The following is a 19,471-nucleotide window of genomic DNA, read 5'->3' as shown; positions in this document are numbered from 1 at the left end:
AAGGATTTTCCGCGCCATGTGTTTTCGCGGAAACCGTATCAAACAGTGAGCATGCCCTCGCCCACCTTCACGCAAGCGCCGCCGACGCTGGTTTCGACCAAAATCCCGCCCGCAATCCGCAGATTCAAGCTGATGTGGCTGGGACGGCCCATTGCAAATCCCTGTTCGACGACGATGTGGTGCTCGCCATCCTCGGGTTGTTCGAAATGCGCGGCGACGGCGGCGAAGGCCGAAGCCGCCGCGCCGGTCGCGGGGTCTTCGTGGACTCCAAAGCCATAGGGCGTCGCGAGACGCCCGTCTCCCGACAGGCTATGAACGAAAACGCGGGCCTGGACGTGATGGGCGGGATCGGCAGTCTCGCGCGCGTAGACAAAGGCCGCCGCGCGTTCCAGCCCGCACGCCGCCGCCAGGAGGGCGGCATTCGGCGCGGCATGATTGAGCGCTGACAGGCCATCGACAGGGACGAAAGCGAAAGGCAGACCCGCCGTCGCCACGACCGGCAGATGATTGTCGAAACCGATCTCCGCCTCGCCCAGGCCAAGGGCGGCGGCGATCGCGGCGCGGTCGCCGAGATCGCCGACAAGCGCCGGCGCCTGGGGCGGCAGAAAGGCGCCGCGCAAATGACCGTGGACGCGCGAAACCTCGCAGACCACGACGCCGGCCCGTTCCTCCAGAACCAATTGCAGCGGCTGGCGTCCAATCATGTCCGGCGCGCGAACGAGCGCGATCAGGCATGCCGCGCCGAGCGTCGGATGGCCGGCGAAAGGCAACTCCGTCGTCGGCGTGAAAATGCGTAAAGCCGCCGTATGGACAGGGTCGCGCGGGGCGAGGACGAAGGCCGTCTCGGAGAGGTTGAATTCGCGGGCGATGGCCTGCATCTGCGCCGCGCTCAGGCTTTCGGCCTCGGTGACGACCGCGAGCGGATTGCCGGAAAAAGGTGTTTCCGTGAAGACGTCGAGCAGATGATAAGCGACGCGGATCACGCCGCGCCCGTTTCCGTCTGGCGCGCGGCGGCGTCCTGCGCCTCCAGGCGGCGATAGGCGCGGATCGAGAAGGGGATCAGCGCCAGATAGACGAGGCTGACGACGATAAGCATTTCGAGCGGGAAGGACGCCACCAGCACCAGCACGGCCGCGACGGCGAAAAGCACGAAAATGAATTTGTCGCGCGGCACCCGGCCGATATGTTTCCCCGAATAATGCGGAATGCGGCTCGCCATCAGCCCGGCGATCGCGACCACATAGGCGGCCTCGGCCAGGATCTGCCAGCGCGAATCCGGCAGGCCGAAGGACAGCCGCAGATAGAGCGGCAGCAACACGACGATGGCGCCGGCGGGCGCCGGCATGCCGGTGAAGAACCGCCCCGACCATTCAGGCTTGTTCGGGTCGTCGATCATCACGTTGAAGCGCGCCAGACGCAAAGCCGCCGCAATGGCGAAGATCAGCACCGCCGCCCAGCCCACGGTTTTCAGTTCGTGAAGCGACCAGAAGAACAGAAGCAGCGCCGGCGCGACGCCGAAATCGATGAAATCGGCCAGGGAATCGAGCTCGGCGCCGAAACGCGACGAGCTTTTCAGCGCCCGGGCGATGCGGCCGTCGACGCCGTCGAGCACCGCCGCGACCAGAATGGCGAGCACCGCCCACTCATATTTGGCGTCGACCGCGAAGCGGATCGCCGTCAGGCCGGCGCATAAAGCCAGCAAGGTGACGACATTGGGCACGACGAAACGCAGGGGCACGCTGCGCAGGCCGCGCGGCCGAACGCCGACCTGGACCGCGCCGGTTGCGCGAGGAGTTTCGCTGTCCATGTCAGCCGACCTTGAAATGGCGCTCGGTCTCGCTCGCACGATAATCCGCGAGAACCGTCTCGCCCGCCACCGCCTTCGAGCCGACGCCGACCAGGATGCGGGCGCCCGGCGGCAGATAGACGTCCACCCGCGAGCCGAAGCGGATCAGGCCGAAACGCTCGCCGACGCCAAGGCTCTGGCCCTCCTGCACGAAGGAGACGATGCGCCGCGCGACGAGGCCGGCGATCTGGACCACGCCGAACCGGCCATAGGTCGAATCGATCACGAGCCCATTGCGTTCGTTGTCCTCGCTCGCCTTGTCGAGATCGGCGTTGAGGAACAGGCCGGGCTTGTAGGCGATGCGGGAAACGCGGCCGGTGATCGGCGTGCGGTTCACATGGCAGTCGAAAACATTCATGAAGATGCAGACGCGCTGCATCGGATCCACCCCGAGGCCGAGTTCCGGCGGCGGCTCGAATTCGCCGATCGAACAGACTATGCCGTCGGCGGGCGACACCACCAATCCGTCCTGCACCGGGGTGACGCGCGGCGGATCGCGGAAAAAATAGGCGCACCACAGGGTCGCGACGGCGCCGACCCAGCCGAGCGGCGGCCACACCCAGCTCAGCACCAGCGAAACGCCGGCGAACAGCGCGATGAAGACATAGCCCTCCGGATGGATGGGCACGATCTGCTTGCGGAGGGAGTCGATGATCGACATGGACGCGCGGACTCTGAAAAAGGAAAGCCGGGGGTTATATGGCGCCAATTGAGGTTTAAGTCACGCCGCCGGGCGAAGGGTCAATAATGCGGCGGCGGCCTGTCGGGCGCGACCGCCTGGCTCAACCCCTGAATTTCCTCGCGCAGGCGCAGAACTTCGCGGGTCAAGGCGTCGACCCGGCTCCATTGCGCGGCGACCGCATCGCTCAATTCGGCGATCACGCGCTCCTGATGGGCGTTGGCCGCCTCCAGCGCCTCGATGCGCGCTTGCGTTTCGGACGAAGCGCTCATGATTTCTTCCCTTTCATCGCCGTCCGAACAATTTCTCGATATCGGCGAGCTTCAGTTCGACATAGGTCGGGCGGCCGTGGTTGCACTGGCCAGAACCGGGCGTGCGCTCCATTTCGCGCAGCAGGGCGTTCATTTCCTCGGGCGCGAGGCGGCGTCCGGCGCGCACCGAATGGTGGCAGGCCATGGTCGCGAGCACATGGTCGAGCTTTTTTTCCAGCGGCGCCGCCGCGCCGTCCTCGGCGAGCGAACAAGCGAGATCGCGCACGAGAGGCTCGATTTCGGCGGGACGCAACGACGCCGGCGCCTCGTGAACCGCCACCGCGCCGGGACCGAAAGGCTCCAGCGCCAGCCCAAGCGAGCCCAGGAGTTCGGCGGACTCGATGAGGCGAACGGCGTCGTCGGGATCGAGATCGACCACCAGAGGCGAGAGCAGAGCCTGGCGCGCGACGCCGCTTTCCGCCCGCTCGCGTTTCAGCCTCTCATAGACCAGCCGCTCGTGGGCGGCATGCTGGTCGATCAGCACCAGGCCATCGCGCGTCTGGGCGACGATATAGGTCTCATGAATCTGGGCGCGCGCCGCCCCGAGCGGCGCCGCGAGATCGCTCGCCTGCGGCGCGGCGTCATGGGCGCGGGCGTCGGCGGCGGGCGCGGCCTCGGCAAAGCCCGGCGCGGCGTCGAGCAACGAGGGCGCGGCGGGCGAGGCGCGCCAGTCCCAATTCGCCGCGGGCGCCGGACCAGCGAATGAGGGCATATTCTGCGCGAATTTCACCGCCGCCGCCGAGGCGGTCGTGGGCGTCGCGCGGTGCAACGCCGCGGCGAGACTCTGTTTCAGCGCGCCGACCACCAGGCCACGCACCAGACCGGGGTCGGCGAAGCGCACCTCGGCCTTGGCGGGATGCACATTCACATCGACGAGGCGCGGCGGGCAAGTGATGAAAAGGGCGAGCGTCGGATGCCGGTCGGCGCTGAGATAATCCATATAGGCGGCGCGGATCGCCCCGGCGATCTGGCGGTCGCGCACCGGGCGGCCATTGACGAAGACGAATTGCGCGAGCGCATTGGCGCGGTGCCAGGTCGGCAGGCCGGCGAAACCCCAGAGGCGGAACTCCTGGCGCTCGGCGTCCACGGCGAGCGCGTTTTCGCGGAAATCGCGGCCGAGGACCTGGGTGAGGCGGGCGAGCAGGCCGTCGCGGCCAGGAGGACAGGCCTGATAATCGAAACCGGCGAGCCCTTCGCCACCGAGCGAGAAACGCGCCTCCGGATTGGCCATGGCCAGTCTTTTGACCACATCGGCGACGGCGGAGGCCTCGGCGCGCTCGCTCTTGAGAAATTTGAGCCGCGCCGGGGTGGCGGCGAAAAGGTCGCGCGCCTCGACCCGCGTGCCCTGAGCCAGAGCGACCGGCGCGGGCGCGGAAACGGCGCCGAATTCGACCCGCAGCCGCAGGCCATTGGGCGCCTGCCGCGCGCGGGTGGCGATCTCCAGCCGCGCCACCGAGGCGATCGAAGGCAAAGCCTCGCCGCGAAAGCCGAGCGTCGCAATATTGGTGAGGTCGCCGTCGGGGATTTTGGAGGTGGCGTGGCGCTCGACGCACAGGACGAGATCGGCCTCGTCCATGCCCGCGCCATCGTCGATGACGCGAATGAGCTTTTGCCCGCCCCCGGCGATGGTGACGTCAATGCGCGAGGCGCCAGCGTCGAGAGCGTTCTCGACCATCTCCTTGACGGCCGCCGCCGGCCGCTCGACCACCTCGCCGGCGGCGATGCGGTCCGCCAGAATGGGATCGAGCCGGCGGATAGGCATAGGTTACGGGCGCCTGTCGTCCCCTCTCCCCGCACGCGGGGAGAGGGCAGGGGCGAGGGGGAGTCTGGCGTTAGCTTCAGCGCCAAGACCCGCGTTAGCTTCAACGCCAAGACGCGTCCATCTCGGAAGAGCCATGCTGACCGGCTCGCGACAAGCGCCAGAGTCCCCCTCGCCCCTGCCCTCTCCCCGCTCGCGGGGAGAGGGAGTGAGGCTGCGGCGCGACGGACGAATTTTTGCGAGCCTTTTCATTGCAATGCCGCCAGAATCGTTTCGCAGACGCCGTCCAGATTGCGAAAGACGTCATCGTTTGTCACACGAACAACGCGATAGCCAGCCTCACGCAAAAACGCCTCGCGGCGGCGGTCGTAATCCCGTTCTTCATCCGTCGAATGGGTCGCGCCGTCCACTTCAATCACGAGCTTTTGGTCCCGGCAGACAAAATCGGCAAAAAACGGCCCGATCGGTTCCTGTCGGACGAATTTGAACCCGCCCAACTGGCGCCCGCGTAACGCCGACCATAATTTCCGCTCGGCGTCGGTCTGCTCCCCACGCAAGGCGCGGGAGCGTGACGTCCGCAAAGCCGCCGCGCCGCGCATGAAAACTTCAGGCGGCGGCTGGCTCCGCCAAACCCTCCGGCCGGCCGACCACGGCGACCAGCAGCTTGGCGTCGCCGATCAGGCGCTTGGCGACGCGGCGGGCGTCGTCGAGCGTCACCGCTTCGACCTCGGCGTTGCGGCGGTCGAGATAGCTTGCCTCGAAACCCTCGCGCTGCAATTGCAGAAGATGGCCGGCGATCTTGGTCGAGGTGTCGAAACGCAAGGCATAGGAGCCAACGAGATATTTCTTCGCCTTGTCCAGTTCCTCCGCGGTCGGGCCTTGCGCCGCGAGGCGGGCGCATTCGCTCTCGATCACGTTCAGGGATTCCCCTGCGCGCTCATTCTTGGTCGAGGTCGAGCCGATGAAGGACGGGCTGCGTTCGGCGGTCATCAAAGTGGAATAGACCGAATAGGTCAGGCCGCGCTTCTCGCGCACCTCCTGCCACAGGCGCGAGGTGAAGGCGCCGCCGCCCAGAATATGATTGACCACCATGGCCGCGATATAATCGGGGTCGCGACGAGCCAGTCCGGGGCGTCCGAAGCGGATATTGGCCTGCGGCACGTCGTAATCGACCACGATGCGTTGACCGAGACCCTGAATTTCCGTCTCGGGAATGGGCGTCAGCTCCGCCTTTTCCGGCAGCGAAGCGAAAAGCGCGTCGAGCTGGCGGGCGAGCGTCGCCGCGTCGATCGCTCCGACCACAGCGACCTTGAGCGTGTCGCGTGCGAGCATTTTCATGCGCAGGGCGATGAGATCGTCGCGCGTCACGCCGTCGATCTCGCCCAGTTCGCCGCGCGCCGAGCGCGCGTAAACATGGCCGGCCCAGGCTGTTCGCCGCCACGCCCGCGCCGCCATGGCGTCGGGATCGGCGGACTCGCGCTTGAGCGCGGCGTTGATCTGGCCGCGCACCCGCTCCAGCGGTTCGGCGTCGAGACGCGGCGCGTTGAGCGCGAGCGCCAGCAGTTCGAAGGCCTTGTCGCTGTTGCGCGAGAGCGTCTGGAGATGGCCGAAGAACTCGTCGCGCTCGGCGGAAAATCTCAGGCGAATGGCGTGGTCGTCGAGCGCGCGGTGGAAAGCCTCGGCTTTGAGATCGCCGGCGCCCTCGTCGAGCAGGCCGGCGAGCAGGGCCGCCGCGCCGGCCCTGCCCTGGGGGTCCTGCGCCGCGCCGCCGGCGAAGGAAAACTCCATCGCCACCAGAGGCACGGCGTAATCCTCGACCAGCCAGGCGGCGATCCCGCCGGGGCTGACGACATGCTGGACGCGCGACGCGCGCGAAACGGCTGTTGCGGGGGCGTCCTTTGTGGGGGCGTTCATGGAGTCAACTTTCTTCTGACGCTCAGGCCGCGGCCTGGTCCTTGAGCAGGAAACCGGAGACGGCGCGGCGTTTATTGAGCCATTTCATGGCCTTGGCGACGTCCTCGACGCTCACCGCCTCGATCCGCGCGCTCCAGCCGAGCACGTCGTCGATCGTGCCGCCATTGGCGAGCGCGGCGCCGAACCAGCGCGCGAGCGAGGTCTGGTTGTCCTGCGCGTAAACCGCGTCGGCCACGAGCCGCGTCGCGGCGCGCGCGACGTCTTCGCCACTGACGCCGTCGCGCCGCGATTCTTCCAGCACCGCGTCCACGCCGCGCTCAAGCTCGTCGAGGCTCACGCCCTCGGCGGGCAAAGCGTAAACGTAGAAGCGGCTCTCATCCACGGCGTCGGAGTAATAATAGGCGCCGGCGGAGACGGCGATCTTGCGCTCCAGCACCAGGCGGCGGAACAGCAGGCTGGTCTGGCCGCCGCCGAGATGATGCGCCAGCACGTCGAGCGCCTCGGCCTCGCCTTTTTCCGCGGTATGAGCCGAGGGGACGAGATAGATGCGCTCGAACTGCGGCTGCTCGACCTTGGCGTCGGCGAGCCGGACGATGCGCTCGGCGCGGGGCTCCGGCTCGCGCGGGCGATGGCGCTGCGGCGCCTCGCCGCGCGCCGGGATCTTGCCGTAAGTCTCGCGCGCCAGCATCTCGACTTCCGGCGCCTCGACGTCGCCGGCGACGACGAGGATGGCGTTTTCCGGCGTATAGAAGCGGCGGTAATAAGCGAGCGCGTCCTGGCGGTCGAGAGTCTCGATCTCGTGCCCCCAGCCGATGATCGGCACGCCATAGGAATGATGGGTGTAGAGCGCCGCGTTCAGCGCCTCGTCGAGCTGGGCGGCCGGATCGGCCTCCGTCCGCATGCGGCGCTCTTCCATGACGACATCGCGCTCCGGCGCCACCACCTCGTCGGTCAGGTTCAGGCCGGTCATGCGGTCGGCCTCGAATTCCATCATGGTCTTGAGGTGTTCGCGGGCGACGCGCTGGAAATAGGCGGTGAAATCATAAGACGTGAAGGCGTTCTCCTGGCCGCCGAGTTCGGCCACGAGATGGGAGAACTCACCCTGCTTGTGGGCGTTGGTGCCCTTGAACATCAGATGTTCGAGGAAATGGGCGATGCCGCTTTTTCCCCGCGGGTCGTCGGCCGAGCCGTTGCGATACCACACCGTATGGGTGACGACCGGCGCGCGATGGTCGGGGATGACCACCACGTCCATGCCATTGTCGAGACGGAAATGATCGACCCGCGGTCCGGAATGGGTCGCGCCGCCCTCCCCGGTCTCGACCGACGACGTCTCCTGCGCCGCGCCTGAATGGGGAAAAAGCTGCGATCGAGCCAAGGTGCGATTCCTTATTCTGGAAAAAAGCTATTCAGACAATATAGAACGCAAAAGCCGGAACGACAGCCCCGGCTTTTAAAATTCGCTCGTGAAGCGACACTCAGAACAGGCCGAAAAATTTCTTGTCCTTGGCCTCGTCGCCCGGGCGCAGGCCGGAGACATTGCCGTCGGCGCCGCGGACCTTTTCGAGATAATCCTGCGGCGGCTGGATCAAATCCGGTGGATTGGACGGCCGGGTTCCGGCCGGCGTGCGGCTCGCCTCCGGCTCAGGCAAGGCGCGCGCCTTGGGAACGGTCAGCTTCGGCCGGTCGGCATAATAGATATTATCGGCCGGATTCCGCGAGTTGAGCCCGACCGTTCCGAGCATCTGGTCCCACAGGCCCGGTCCGCCGGAGGGTCCCGGGGCCGGCGCGGGCGGCGGCGTATCGACGGGGGTCAGCGCCTTGCGCTGCGGCTCAAGCGCCGCCTGGGCCGTGGGCTGCGGGTCGTTGTGGCGGCCCAAGCCGAACCAGTTCGTCAGCAAATTCTGATTTTGGCCCGGCGCCGCAGCGGGACCGGCGCCGTCGCTGACCGGACGCATTGGTTGCGCCGCGGACGGATTGGTCTTCGCCTGCTCGGGCGCCACGGCGGCGGGCTGCTGTCGCGCGCCATCCTGACTGGACAAAGGCTTTGCGCCAAGGCCGATCGTGCTCATCGCCTTGCCCCAGAGGGAATCGTCGGCGCGGGCGCCCGTCTGGACGAAAACAGAGGCGCAGACCATCAGGCCGCCAGCCAAAAGAGGCGCGAACCGTCGCCGCGGGCGTTTCGTCAACGCCAAACCAACCCCGAAACCCTTCGCCAAAGCCTCACGCCCTTTTGTCAAAGCCACTAAAATAGCGCCGTCTAACGTGGATTCAAGGCGATTTCGCGGCAGAAGCCGGCGCGGCCGACGCCGCCGGCGCCGGGGCGTCGCCGCTGCCGCCCCAATTGAACATGCGGTTCAGCAAATAGCGCTTCGGATATGTGCCGGAATTGTCGTCATCGTCATCACTGGCCTGACTGGCGCCCCCGGCCGTATTGGCGGTTTGTTCGCCTCCTTGGCTGGAGCCGGCGGCGGGCGCGCTCCCCATTGGCTTGTTTTGGTGGTGCGGATTCACCATCCGGTTCACCAGATATTGGTGCGGCATTTCAACGCCGAAAGCCGTCGGCGGCCGATCGGAGGCCTCCTGAGCCCGCGCCGGCGCGAACAAGCAAAGAACAGCCGTCGCTGCGGCCGTAAGAAGCAGCGCTGTTTTGGCTTCGCCGATTGGCTTCGTCCAGGTTCCGTTCATGCCGCAGCCCTTTTTCCGTTGTCGCAGCGGTCCCGAAAGCCGGTCAGGCATGGTCTTCGCCGATTGCGACGTCCCGCGTCGCCGTCGCGTCATACACCAGCAGGACGACGCCGACAAATATGGCGGCGTCGGCGAGGTTGAAGACATAATTCGACAGCGGCCCCAACGAGAATGGCGTGTGGAAGTAAAGGAAATCGGCCACCGCGCCATGGGTGACCCGGTCCGCCGCATTGCCGAGCGCGCCGCCGATCAGGCAGCCGAAGGCAATTGACGAAACCAGGCCGCGCGCCCGCCACAGCCAGAAAATCAAGAGCCCCACGGCGGCCAGCGCGACTCCGACCAGAGCAAAGCGGCCGAAATCGCCGTCCGATTGCAGCATCGTATAGGCGATGCCGCGATTCCAGCTCATGACGAGCGCCAGAAAGGGGGTCAGGACGTAGCCCGGGTGATCCGGCCCGTCGAGCAGGCGGATCGCCCAATATTTGCTCGCCTGGTCGGCCGCCAGCACGGCGGCCGCGACAGCAAAACCAGCAAATCGCCGGCGCGCCTGAGGCGACAGGCTCACGGCCAGCGGCCCAAAGCGCGCAATTCCCGCAAAGCGCGGGCGTCGCGCGGCGTCACGTCGGGGAATTCGGGATCGGAGCCGACCAGCGGCGAGATCCGCCACGACCGCGCGCATTTTCTGCCCTGGGCGCGCCGGCTGACGACGCCGACGCCGGCCGCGTCGGGCGAGGCGAAGGCGCCCGCGGGCGGCGGCGCGGCCACGATCTCGATCGACGAAGTGATGCAGACTTCGGCGAAATCGACCCCTTCGAGCGCGGCGCGCAAGGCTTCGTCGGCAATATAGACCTGCGGGTCGGCTTCGAGCGAGGCGCCGATGGTTTTTTGCGCACGCTCGATTTCGAGGGCTCCGGTGACCACCGCCCGGATGCGGCGAACGAGGCGCCATTTGGCGGCGAGCGCCTCGTCGCGCCAGATTTCGAGGCCGGAAGCGAAGGTTGTGAGATGGACCGATTCCGCGCCATCCGGGCGAAATTCAAGCCAGGCCTCCTCGGCGGTGAAGCACAGAATCGGCGCCAGCCATTTCAGCAAGGCGTCGCAGATGAGGTCGATCGCGGTCAGCGCCGCCTTGCGGGTCACGCTCGACGGCGCGTCGCAATAAAGACAATCCTTGCGGATGTCGAAATAAAAGGCGGAAAGATCGCCGGTCATGAACGACGACAGCAGCGCGACGACCTTTTTATAGTCGAAGGCGGCATAGGCCTCGCGCACAGGCGCGTCGATCTCGCCGAGGCGGTGCAGGATGTAACGCTCCAGTTCCGGCATGTCGGCCTGGGCGACTTTTTCCGCCGGGTCGAAATGGGCGAGCGCGCCGAGCATCCAGCGCAAAGTATTGCGCAGCTTGCGATAGGTCTCGGAGAAAGTGGCGAGGATTTCCTTGCCGATGCGCAGGTCGTCGGAATAATCCGACGCCGCCACCCACAGGCGCAATATGTCGGCGCCGGCGTCCTTGATGACTGTTTGCGGCGCCACGACATTGCCGAGGGATTTCGACATTTTGCGGCCCTTTTCGTCAAGGACGAAGCCGTGGGTCAGCACGGAATCATAGGGCGCGCGGCCGCGCGTGCTGCAACTCTCCAAGAGCGAGGAATGGAACCAGCCACGATGCTGGTCCGAGCCTTCGAGATACATGACCTCGTCGGGCCCACCGTCGTGGCGGCGGCGGATGCCGGCCAGCGTGGGAAAGTGAACCGGGTCCTCAAGCGTGAAGGCGTGGGTCGAGCCGGAATCGAACCAGACGTCGAGCACGTCATCGATTTTTTCGTAATCGGCCGGGTCGTGTTCAGGGCTGAGAAAACGCTCGGCCGCGCCCTCCTTGTACCAGGCGTCGGCGCCTTCTTCAGCGAAAGCTTCGACGATGCGGGCGTTGACCTTTTCATCCACCAGAATGTCGTGGCCGCCCTTTTTCACGAAGACCGCGATCGGCACGCCCCAGGCGCGCTGGCGCGACACCACCCAGTCGGGGCGGTTGGCGATCATGCCGGTGATGCGGTTTTCGCCCGCCGCCGGGACCCAGCTGGTTCTGGCGATTTCTTCCAAGGCTAAGTCGCGCAGGGTCGGGCCGTTCGAACCCGCGCCGAGGCCTTTTGCCGCCGTCGCGTCGAGCGAAACCGCGAAAGGCTTGTCCATCGCAATGAACCATTGCGGCGTGTTGCGGAAAATGACCGGCTTTTTCGAACGCCAGCTATGCGGATATTGGTGTTTCAAGCGCCCGCGCGCGAGCAGGGCGCCAGCCTCGATCAAAGCCTTGATGACCCGCTCGTTGGCGTCGCCCTTGTTGCCCTTGTCGTCGATGACGCGCGCGCCGGGGAAGCCGGGGACTTCGTTCGTATAAAAGCCGTCGGCGTCCACCGTATAGGGAATGCGCGTGTCGATGCCGCGCTCGTGCAGCAGGCGCCCGGAAGCCATCCAGATGTCGAAATCCTCGCGGCCGTGGCCGGGCGCGGTATGGACGAAGCCGGCGCCGGCGTCGTCGGTGACGTGGTCGCCATCGAGCAGCGGAACGTCGAAGGAATAGCCGAGCGCGGCGAGCGGGTGGGCGCAAATCGTTTCGGAGAGTTCAAGAGCCGGAACATCACGGAGACGTTCGAAGGCCTCGACCTTCGCCGCCTGAAATACGCTCTCCGCCAATTTGTCCGCGAGGACGAACGGATCACCCGGCTTGGCCCAATTACCCTCCGGCGCCGCGACCACACGATAGAGGCCATAGGCGATTTTGTGGGAATAGGAGATGGCGCGATTACCGGGTAGCGTCCAGGGCGTGGTCGTCCAAATGACAACGCGCGCTCTCTGCATATTGTCCTGCACCTCGTCCAATGTTCTTCTTGGATCGACTTGGATGACACCAACCTTCTTGACCGGAAAGGCCACGAAAACCCAATCGGACGTGTGGTCCTCATATTCGACTTCTGCTTCCGCGAGCGCCGTCTTTTCCACCACCGACCACATCACCGGCTTGGAGCCGCGATAGAGCAGGCCATTGGCGGCGAATTTCATGATTTCGCGGGCGATGACGCTTTCAGCGGCATAATCCATGGTGGCGTAGCGGCCGGTCCAGTCGCCGGCGACGCCGAGGCGCTTGAACTCCTCGCGCTGGATGTCGAGCCAATGTTGCGCGAAAGCGCGGCATTCGCGGCGGAACTCGACCACCGGAACCTCGTCCTTGTTGCGGCCCTTGGCGCGATATTGCTCCTCGATCTTCCATTCGATCGGCAGGCCATGGCAATCCCAGCCCGGAACGTAATTGGCGTCCTTGCCGAGCATGCGCTGCGAGCGGGTCACGAGATCCTTGAGGATCTTGTTCAGCGCATGGCCGATATGGATATTGCCATTGGCGTAGGGCGGGCCGTCGTGCAGCACGAATTTGGGCTTGCCGGCGTTTTCCTGCCGCATCTTTTCGGTCAGGCCGATTTCTTCCCAATGGGCCAGTAGCTCCGGCTCCTTTTTCGGCAGGCCGGCGCGCATGGGAAAAGCGGTTTTCGGCAGGTAAAGCGTCGTGGAATAGTCGGGACCCGTCTTCTCATTCATGGCGGAGGAACTCTGTGGCGAAGGGCGCGAGGCCCGATATCGGCGAGGATGCGGAACAGCGGAACATCCCGGCGCGCTGGCGAGCGCAAATGCTCAACCGCGGGCCGGGCCGATAATTCGCCGGAGAAGGAAACGGGCGCAAAACGACATGGCGCCTTTTAGCAAAACCTGAGCCCGGGAATAAAGAGCGCCACGCCAAATTTCCGCGCGGCAAACAAAAGGCGCGGACCGGATCGCCCGGTCCGCGCCTCGCGCAGAATGCGTTTGGTCTCAGTCGGCCATGGCCTTGAGGATTTGCTCGACCACTTTCTTGGCGTCGCCGAACAGCATCATCGTATTGTCCTTGAAGAACAATTCGTTCTCCACGCCGGCATAGCCGGAAGACATGCCGCGCTTGACGAACATGACCGTCTTGGCCTTTTCGACATCGAGGATCGGCATGCCGTAGATCGCCGAAGTCTTGTCGGTCTTGGCCGCGGGATTGGTCACGTCATTGGCGCCGATCACGAAGGCGACGTCGGCCTGGGCGAATTCGGAATTGATGTCCTCCAGTTCGAACACCTCGTCATAGGGGACATTCGCTTCCGCCAGCAGCACGTTCATATGGCCCGGCATGCGGCCCGCCACCGGATGGATGGCGTATTTGACCTCGACGCCCTCGGCCTTGAGCATGTCGCCCATTTCGCGCAGCGCATGCTGGGCCTGCGCCACCGCCATGCCATAGCCCGGCACGATGATGACCTTGGAGGAATTCTCCATGATATAGGCCGCGTCCTCGGGCGAGCCCTGCTTGACCGGCCGGCTTTCCTTGGCGCCGCCGGCGGCCGCCGCGTCCTCGCCGCCGAAGCCGCCGAGAATGACCGAGATGAAGGAACGGTTCATGCCCTTGCACATGATGTAGGACAGGATCGCGCCCGAGGAGCCGACCAGCGCGCCGGTGATGATCAGCGCCAGATTGCCGAGCGTGAAGCCGATGCCAGCCGCCGCCCAGCCCGAATAGGAGTTGAGCATCGAGACCACAACCGGCATGTCGGCGCCGCCGATCGGGATGATGAGCGTAACGCCCAGAGCCAGTGAGACCAGAACGATCAGCAGGAACAGGAAGGGGCTGCCCGTGCCGAAGAAGGCGGCGATCAGCAGGATCAGGCCGACGCCCAACGCGAGATTGAGCCCGTGGCGCTGGGGCAGCAGGATCGGCTTGCCGGACATGCGGCCGTCGAGCTTGAGGAAGGCGATGACCGAGCCGGTGAAGGTGATCGCGCCGATCGCCGCGCCGAGCGACATTTCGATCAGGCTGGCCTGATGGATATGGCCGGGGGCGCCGATGCCGAAGGCCTGGGGCGCGAACAGCGCGCCCGCCGCCACCAGCACCGCGGCCAGACCGACCAGCGAGTGGAAGAAAGCCACCAGCTGCGGCATCTTGGTCATTTCGATGCGCCGCGCCAGCACCGCGCCAAAGCCGCCGCCAATGCCGACGCCGACGATCACGAGCAGCCAGCCGAGCCCGTCGGACGGCGGGCGCAAGGCCAGCGTCGTGACGATCGCGATGGCCATGCCGATCATGCCAAAGCGGTTGCCCTGGCGCGACGTGGTCGGATGCGACAGGCCGCGCAGCGCGAAGATGAACAGCACCCCCGAGACGAGGTAGAGAAGAGCCGCGAGATTGACGTTCATGGACCTCAGCCCTTCTTCTTGTACATGGCAAGCATCCGCGCGGTGACGAGGAAGCCGCCGAAGATGTTCACCGAGGCGAGGATCAGCGCGATGAATCCGAAGATGCGCGCCCAGACCGTGCCGCTGTCGAGCGCGCCCGCGAGGTTCACCCCGACCGACAGCAGGGCGCCGACGACGATGACCGAGGAAATGGCGTTGGTGACGGACATCAGCGGCGTGTGGAGCGCCGGGGTCACCGACCAGACCACGTAATAGCCGACGAAGACGGCGAGAACGAAGATCGCGAGCCGGAAGATGAACGGATCGATCGCGCCGCCGCTCGCCACATGGGCGGCGGCGCCCGCCGCGTCGGCGACATGCGCGGCGCGATCGGCGTAGGTCTGGGCCGCGTCGGCGGCGGCGCGGGCGGCCCGCGCCGCGTCCTGCGCCCGGTCGACCAGCGATTGTGCGTCAGTAGCCATGAAATGCGCCCCTCTCTCTCGGGCTTCAATCAAGTGGTTGGATCAGCGGCCTCGGGCCGCGCGGAGAATTTCAGGCCGCCGCAAAATTGGGATGGACGACGGCGCCGCCCTGGGTGAGCCGCGTCGCCTTGACCAGTTCGTCCTCGCCGTCGATCCTGAGCGACTTCGCCTCCTTGTCGATCAAGGTTTCGAGGAAGGCGAGCAGGTTCTTGGCGTAGAGCTGCGAGGCGGTGGCGGCGAGGCGGCCGGCGACGTTCAGATGGCCGACGATCTTGACGTGATTGTCGGTCACGACGATTTCGCCGGGGCGGGACAATTCGCAGTTTCCCCCGCGCTCGACCGCGAGATCGACGATCACCGAGCCGGGCCGCATCGAGGCGACCATTTCGGCCGAAATGAGCCGCGGCGCCGGACGGCCGGGAATGAGCGCGGTGGTGACGACGATGTCCTGCTTGGCGATATGCGAGGCAGTGAGAGCGGCCTGTTTGGCCTGATATTCCGCCGACATTTCCTTGGCGTAACCGCCGGCCGTCTGCGCCTGTTTGAATTCCTCGTCCTCGACCGCGAGAAATTTGGCGCCGAGCGATTCGACCTGCTCCTTGGTCGCCGGGCGAACGTCGGTGGCGGTGACGATGCCGCCCAGACGCCGCGCCGTGGCGATGGCCTGAAGCCCCGCGACGCCGACGCCCATGATGAAGATCTTGGCCGCCGGGACGGTGCCGGCCGCGGTCATCATCATCGGGATGGCGCGGCCATATTCGGCCGCTGCGTCGAGCACCGCGCGATAGCCTGCGAGATTGGCCTGCGAGGACAGGACGTCCATGACCTGGGCGCGGGTGATGCGGGGCATCAGCTCCATGGCGAAGGCCTGGACCTGGGTCTGGGCGAGGGCGTTGAGCGCCTCGTGCTGGCCATAGGGGTCCATGATCGCCAGCACCGCCGCGTTGGCGTTGACTCCGGCAAGCGCGGACGGAGCCGGCCGGCGGACCGCCAGGACCACGTCGGCGCCGGCGACGGTCGCCGCGGCGTCCGGCGTGATTTTCGCGCCGGCCTTTTCGAAATCGGCGTCGACAATTCCGGAAGCCTGGCCGGCGCCAGCCTGCACAGCGACCTCGGCGCCCAGGCCGACCAGTTTTTTCACGGTTTCGGGCGTCGCCGCGACGCGCGCTTCATTGGCGTCGGTCTCGGCGGAAACGGCAATGCGCATGAAAAACTCCACCTGGCCCGCCCCGGAGGAAGCGGGTCTCGAAAGCTCCGGCGCGCCGAAGCGCGCTCGCGTTTATGGTCTCAGAGCGTGAAAAAGGCCAGCAGCAGGATGACCAGAATGGCCGTTACCGTTCCCCATTTGACCAATGAGGTGAACAGCCGATAGGTCCTGTAATGCGCCGGGTAGTCCATGTCGGAATGACCAAGCGCGTCAGGGTTCATTTCGGTCGCCGCCATTTTCCTCTCCATCGCGAAGCAAGCTTCATTGTCCGGGCCTGATTGGCTGTGGCCTGATTGGCTCTGTTTTCCCAAAAGGACCGGCTCAAGGCAACTTGTTATAAGGTAGGCGCCTCGATTTCGCCTCATATTTTTGACGCGCGCCGGAAAAATCAAGCGGGCGCGGCGGACGGGTTTTGGTTTGGATTGCAGATCGGGTCGATAACGCGCTTTGCTCGAAGCGCCAGTGTGGGCGGGAAGCAGCCGTCACGCAACGGGCTGCTTCCGGCTCTGAAGAGACCTTACCGGGATTGCGGCACAGCGGACATTCATAGAGCGATTTTTCAATGGCATTCGACCAACGCCGCCCCCACAGGGAATCCTCATTGAAATGCGAACTGACAATTGGCCCCACAAATTGGCGCCATTTTCAGTTCCTATATGTACCTACGAGGCAGGAGAACCGCAGTGACCCAGCAACCCGACAGGATTCCTGTAGACAAGATCGAAATCCTCCCACCCGAGCGAGGAGGCCGGTCGGACGACCGCGTCTATCATTCGTGGGAGCGCGGGACGGTGAAAATTATCAGGCTCGGTCCACTTGGCGGCATGGTGATGACGCTCGCCTTGGGACTCATGTTCGCCTTCGGCTTGGTGTTTCTGAGCGGAATGCTCCTCATTCTCATCGCCGCGCTCGTCATTCTCGGCGGCGGCGCTTATGTCGCGAACCGCCTCCGCGGCTTAGGGCGGTTGCGGCGTTAAACCTATAAATGCCCTAATAGCGGCATCTCGACGCTTTTCTATAAAAACGCTTCGTTTTCGAGATATCGACCGAGTCGCCGACGACCGCTCTTTCGGACATCCACTCTAACCAGCGTTGTGCGCTGGCGGCGATGCGGCGCGTCTCATCGTTGAATGGTTTCGTTGGCGTCGGCTCATTGGTCGTTTGCTTGACATCCTATCGCCGCTTGGCGTCCGGGGGCAGCTATGAGCCGACCCCGCTTTTTTTTTCGTCGCGACCGATAGTTGATCGTATGGGGAAAGGAGCGCAAGAAAGCATCGGCCTTTCCGAATATTTCGTTCACTCAAATTATGACAGCCTCCTAGACTGATCGACCTTAAACCAAATTTCCGCATTCCGCCGGAAACGGCCGATAATCATCGGCAGGAATCGGCTCGAAGCGAAAGTTCGACTGGTCACAACTACAGGTTTCATATCTGCGATCGCGCGACTTTGGCGAGCGCTCATCATTTCGGATTTCTAGAGGTGTGGACGCCGTCCGCAGCCGGTGCTGTGTAGGTAATTCCTTCCATCGCGAACAGCTCAACATAAGGTTTGGCTTCAAGCTCCGAGGTGATGATGTCACATAGTTTGTCGAACTGTCCGCTTACCCATTTTTGGGCGTCGGTAGCCAATAAATGTAGATTGTTGTAATTGTCTTGCTCTAAAGTCGTTCCAGATACATCAAGGCATATTATCTTCGCTATTTTGTGGCTCATGCCGTCTTTGTTGAGCACTGCGCCAGGCATGCATTGGGTATAAGAGTTTTCATCGTGAATAATATTCTTGTTGCGTAGGCTGGCAAAGAATTTATATGAATTCAATGCCGCATCGGAATCATAACTTGCTTTTGGATCAAGGCGGAATCGAGCTTCACTTTGACCGAAACACTTTATGAAACGCACAATTGCCGTTTCCCATAATACGTTTCGCATTATATGAGGATCTTCCGGCGTGTAATTAATTGTTTTTAGGCATTCAAGAGTGAAGGATAAATCACTTCTGTGTAGAGCTAATACCAAGTCTCGTTGATCAGAACCCGTGCGCCCAGTCGCGCAGACCGATGGACATGATGCGCCACGGCTGATCGATGAGTTTGTTCCAAGCGTGGCAGCAATGATCGACGACGTCGTCGTAGGATTTGAAGACGCGGTTCGACAGCCAGTTGTCGCGCAGGAACTGCCAGACGTTTTCGGCTGGATTGAGTTCGGGGCATTTCGGCGGCAGCGGCAGGATGGTGATGTTGGCTGGAACGGCGAGCTTGTCCGTCGTGTGCCAGCCCGCCTGGTCGAGGATGAGGACGGCATGCGCCCCGGGCGCGACATTTTTGGCGATTTCCTCTAAGTGGAGGTTCATGGCGAAGGTGTCGCACTTGGGCAGGACGAGCGCCGCGCCCTTGCCGTCCTTGGGACAGATCGCGCCGAAAATATAGGTCGAGGCGGTGCGCTGATCATGGGGCGCGCTGGGGCGCGTTCCCTTCTTGGCCCAGCGGCGGGTGATCTTGTTCTTCTGCCCGATCCGGGCCTCGTCCTCGAACCAGACTTCTATTTTGTCGGCGGCGACGCCTTTTTCCCGCGCGATTTCCTCCAGGCGCGCGGGGAAACTTTTTTAAAATCTTCGATCGCGCCCTCGGCCTGGGCGTGATGCTTGGGGCGCGCCGACAGCTTGCGGTAGCCCAACGCCCGCAGCTCCCGGCTCATCGTCTGTTTGGCGATGGTGACGCGGAATTCCTCGAACATCCACTGGCAAAGATCGACGAGGCGCCAGCGCACGACGCCGTGCGCGGCTGGGATCGGCCCGCTTTCGATTGCGGTGGCGAGCGCCGCCCGATGGGCGTCGTTGAGCCGCGAGGGTTGGCCTGGCGCTTTGCGGTTGATCAGGCCCTCAGGGCCGTCCGCGTTGAATCTCACCACCCAATCGCGAACGATCTGGCGCGTGACGCCGCCGATCTCGGCGGCCTTCGAGCGGCTGGCGCCTTCATAAATGGCCGCCAAGGCCAACAAGCGCCGCGCCTGCGCCGCATCCTTCGCGCGTTTGGCCGCAACGCGCATGGAGCGCGCATCAAAATCTGCTCGAAGGGCAATCGGCATGGCGAACCTCCTGGTTCGCCTGTTGAATCAAATAAACGCCGGTTTGGGAATCGCCCGCCGAGTCAGAGTTTCAGGGACTTGGTATAAATCGGCTAGGCGCTTGCTTTTCGGGCCTGTGATTTTCATGACCTTAACGGCATCTGGAAAACCTTCGATATGAAAAGCGTTTTCATTGAACGTGAAGTCAATATTTTCCATGGGATGCTACCAGTTTGGCCATTGAGCGCTGACTTACCAATTCACCATTAATAATGGGGG

At 64.2% G+C, this 19,471-nt stretch carries 20 protein-coding genes; 1 reads left to right on the top strand and 19 read right to left on the bottom strand.

The window, feature by feature from the left end:
- Positions 1-38: 38 nt before the first annotated feature.
- From K2U94_RS06965 to K2U94_RS06890, 16 genes are all read right to left on the bottom strand, one after another.
- Positions 39-983: a PhzF family phenazine biosynthesis protein gene (locus K2U94_RS06965; RefSeq protein ID WP_243066514.1), complete on the bottom strand. Its 945-nt coding sequence runs from the start codon at positions 981-983 to the stop codon at positions 39-41.
- Positions 980-1,807, bottom strand: coding sequence for a CDP-diacylglycerol--serine O-phosphatidyltransferase (gene pssA, locus K2U94_RS06960; RefSeq protein WP_243066513.1), 828 nt, complete (start codon positions 1,805-1,807; stop codon positions 980-982). The genes K2U94_RS06965 and pssA overlap by 4 nt, the downstream gene beginning before the upstream one ends.
- Position 1,808: 1 nt before the next feature.
- Positions 1,809-2,507 carry a phosphatidylserine decarboxylase gene (locus K2U94_RS06955; protein WP_243066512.1) on the bottom strand — a complete coding sequence of 233 codons (699 nt, stop codon included), beginning with the start codon at positions 2,505-2,507 and terminating at the stop codon, positions 1,809-1,811.
- Between the two features lie 80 nt (positions 2,508-2,587).
- Positions 2,588-2,797 (bottom strand): SlyX family protein, encoded by a 210-nt coding sequence (locus K2U94_RS06950; RefSeq protein ID WP_243066511.1) that lies wholly within the window; start codon positions 2,795-2,797, stop codon positions 2,588-2,590.
- A 13-nt stretch (positions 2,798-2,810) separates the two neighbouring features.
- Entirely contained in the window at positions 2,811-4,598 is a 1,788-nt protein-coding gene (gene mutL, locus K2U94_RS06945; RefSeq protein WP_243066510.1) for a DNA mismatch repair endonuclease MutL, read from the bottom strand.
- A 245-nt stretch (positions 4,599-4,843) separates the two neighbouring features.
- Complete coding sequence (locus tag K2U94_RS06940; RefSeq protein ID WP_243066509.1) at positions 4,844-5,194, bottom strand: endonuclease domain-containing protein; 351 nt, start codon at positions 5,192-5,194, stop codon at positions 4,844-4,846.
- Positions 5,195-5,201: 7 nt separating this feature from the next.
- The gene (locus K2U94_RS06935) at positions 5,202-6,509 is read right to left on the bottom strand and encodes a M16 family metallopeptidase (RefSeq protein ID WP_243066508.1); all 1,308 of its coding nucleotides are present in this window, start codon (positions 6,507-6,509) and stop codon (positions 5,202-5,204) included.
- Between the two features lie 22 nt (positions 6,510-6,531).
- Positions 6,532-7,887 (bottom strand): M16 family metallopeptidase, encoded by a 1,356-nt coding sequence (locus tag K2U94_RS06930; protein ID WP_243066507.1) that lies wholly within the window; start codon positions 7,885-7,887, stop codon positions 6,532-6,534.
- A 100-nt stretch (positions 7,888-7,987) separates the two neighbouring features.
- Positions 7,988-8,647 (bottom strand): hypothetical protein, encoded by a 660-nt coding sequence (locus K2U94_RS06925; RefSeq protein WP_243066506.1) that lies wholly within the window; start codon positions 8,645-8,647, stop codon positions 7,988-7,990.
- 133 nt (positions 8,648-8,780) lie between these two features.
- Positions 8,781-9,116 (bottom strand): hypothetical protein, encoded by a 336-nt coding sequence (locus K2U94_RS06920; protein ID WP_243066505.1) that lies wholly within the window; start codon positions 9,114-9,116, stop codon positions 8,781-8,783.
- A gap of 124 nt (positions 9,117-9,240) precedes the next feature.
- Positions 9,241-9,762 (bottom strand): signal peptidase II, encoded by a 522-nt coding sequence (gene lspA, locus K2U94_RS06915; RefSeq protein ID WP_243066504.1) that lies wholly within the window; start codon positions 9,760-9,762, stop codon positions 9,241-9,243.
- Entirely contained in the window at positions 9,759-12,785 is a 3,027-nt protein-coding gene (ileS, locus tag K2U94_RS06910) for an isoleucine--tRNA ligase (protein ID WP_243066503.1), read from the bottom strand. The genes lspA and ileS overlap by 4 nt, the downstream gene beginning before the upstream one ends.
- A gap of 270 nt (positions 12,786-13,055) precedes the next feature.
- Positions 13,056-14,459, bottom strand: coding sequence for an NAD(P)(+) transhydrogenase (Re/Si-specific) subunit beta (locus K2U94_RS06905; protein WP_243066502.1), 1,404 nt, complete (start codon positions 14,457-14,459; stop codon positions 13,056-13,058).
- A gap of 5 nt (positions 14,460-14,464) precedes the next feature.
- A complete protein-coding gene (locus tag K2U94_RS06900; RefSeq protein ID WP_243066501.1) occupies positions 14,465-14,920 on the bottom strand; it encodes a proton-translocating transhydrogenase family protein in 456 nt (151 codons plus the stop codon).
- 70 nt (positions 14,921-14,990) lie between these two features.
- Positions 14,991-16,127, bottom strand: coding sequence for a Re/Si-specific NAD(P)(+) transhydrogenase subunit alpha (locus K2U94_RS06895; RefSeq protein ID WP_243066500.1), 1,137 nt, complete (start codon positions 16,125-16,127; stop codon positions 14,991-14,993).
- Positions 16,128-16,207: 80 nt separating this feature from the next.
- Positions 16,208-16,363, bottom strand: a complete 156-nt coding sequence (locus K2U94_RS06890) for an aa3-type cytochrome c oxidase subunit IV (RefSeq protein WP_243066499.1) — start codon at positions 16,361-16,363, stop codon at positions 16,208-16,210.
- A gap of 447 nt (positions 16,364-16,810) precedes the next feature.
- Between K2U94_RS06890 and K2U94_RS06885 the strand changes: the two genes are divergently transcribed.
- Positions 16,811-17,104: a hypothetical protein gene (locus K2U94_RS06885; RefSeq protein WP_243066498.1), complete on the top strand. Its 294-nt coding sequence runs from the start codon at positions 16,811-16,813 to the stop codon at positions 17,102-17,104.
- A gap of 486 nt (positions 17,105-17,590) precedes the next feature.
- Here the strand turns inward: K2U94_RS06885 and K2U94_RS06880 are convergent, their stop codons facing one another.
- The 3 genes from K2U94_RS06880 to K2U94_RS06870 form a co-directional block, all read right to left on the bottom strand.
- Positions 17,591-18,058: a hypothetical protein gene (locus K2U94_RS06880; protein WP_243066497.1), complete on the bottom strand. Its 468-nt coding sequence runs from the start codon at positions 18,056-18,058 to the stop codon at positions 17,591-17,593.
- Positions 18,059-18,155: 97 nt separating this feature from the next.
- Positions 18,156-19,213 (bottom strand): IS630 family transposase gene (locus K2U94_RS06875; RefSeq protein ID WP_243066496.1). Its coding sequence is split into 2 segments (ribosomal slippage): positions 18,156-18,727 and positions 18,727-19,213, totalling 1,059 coding nucleotides; the frame shifts between segments, so codons are not numbered across the junction.
- Between the two features lie 27 nt (positions 19,214-19,240).
- Complete coding sequence (locus K2U94_RS06870) at positions 19,241-19,411, bottom strand: hypothetical protein (RefSeq protein ID WP_243066495.1); 171 nt, start codon at positions 19,409-19,411, stop codon at positions 19,241-19,243.
- Between the last annotated feature and the right edge of the window lie 60 nt (positions 19,412-19,471).

This window comes from Candidatus Rhodoblastus alkanivorans (genome assembly GCF_022760755.1).
In the GTDB taxonomy this organism is placed as follows: domain Bacteria; phylum Pseudomonadota; class Alphaproteobacteria; order Rhizobiales; family Beijerinckiaceae; genus Rhodoblastus; species Rhodoblastus alkanivorans.
Note: the sequence above shows the minus strand (reverse complement) of the source record. Positions and strands in the feature narration are given on the sequence as shown.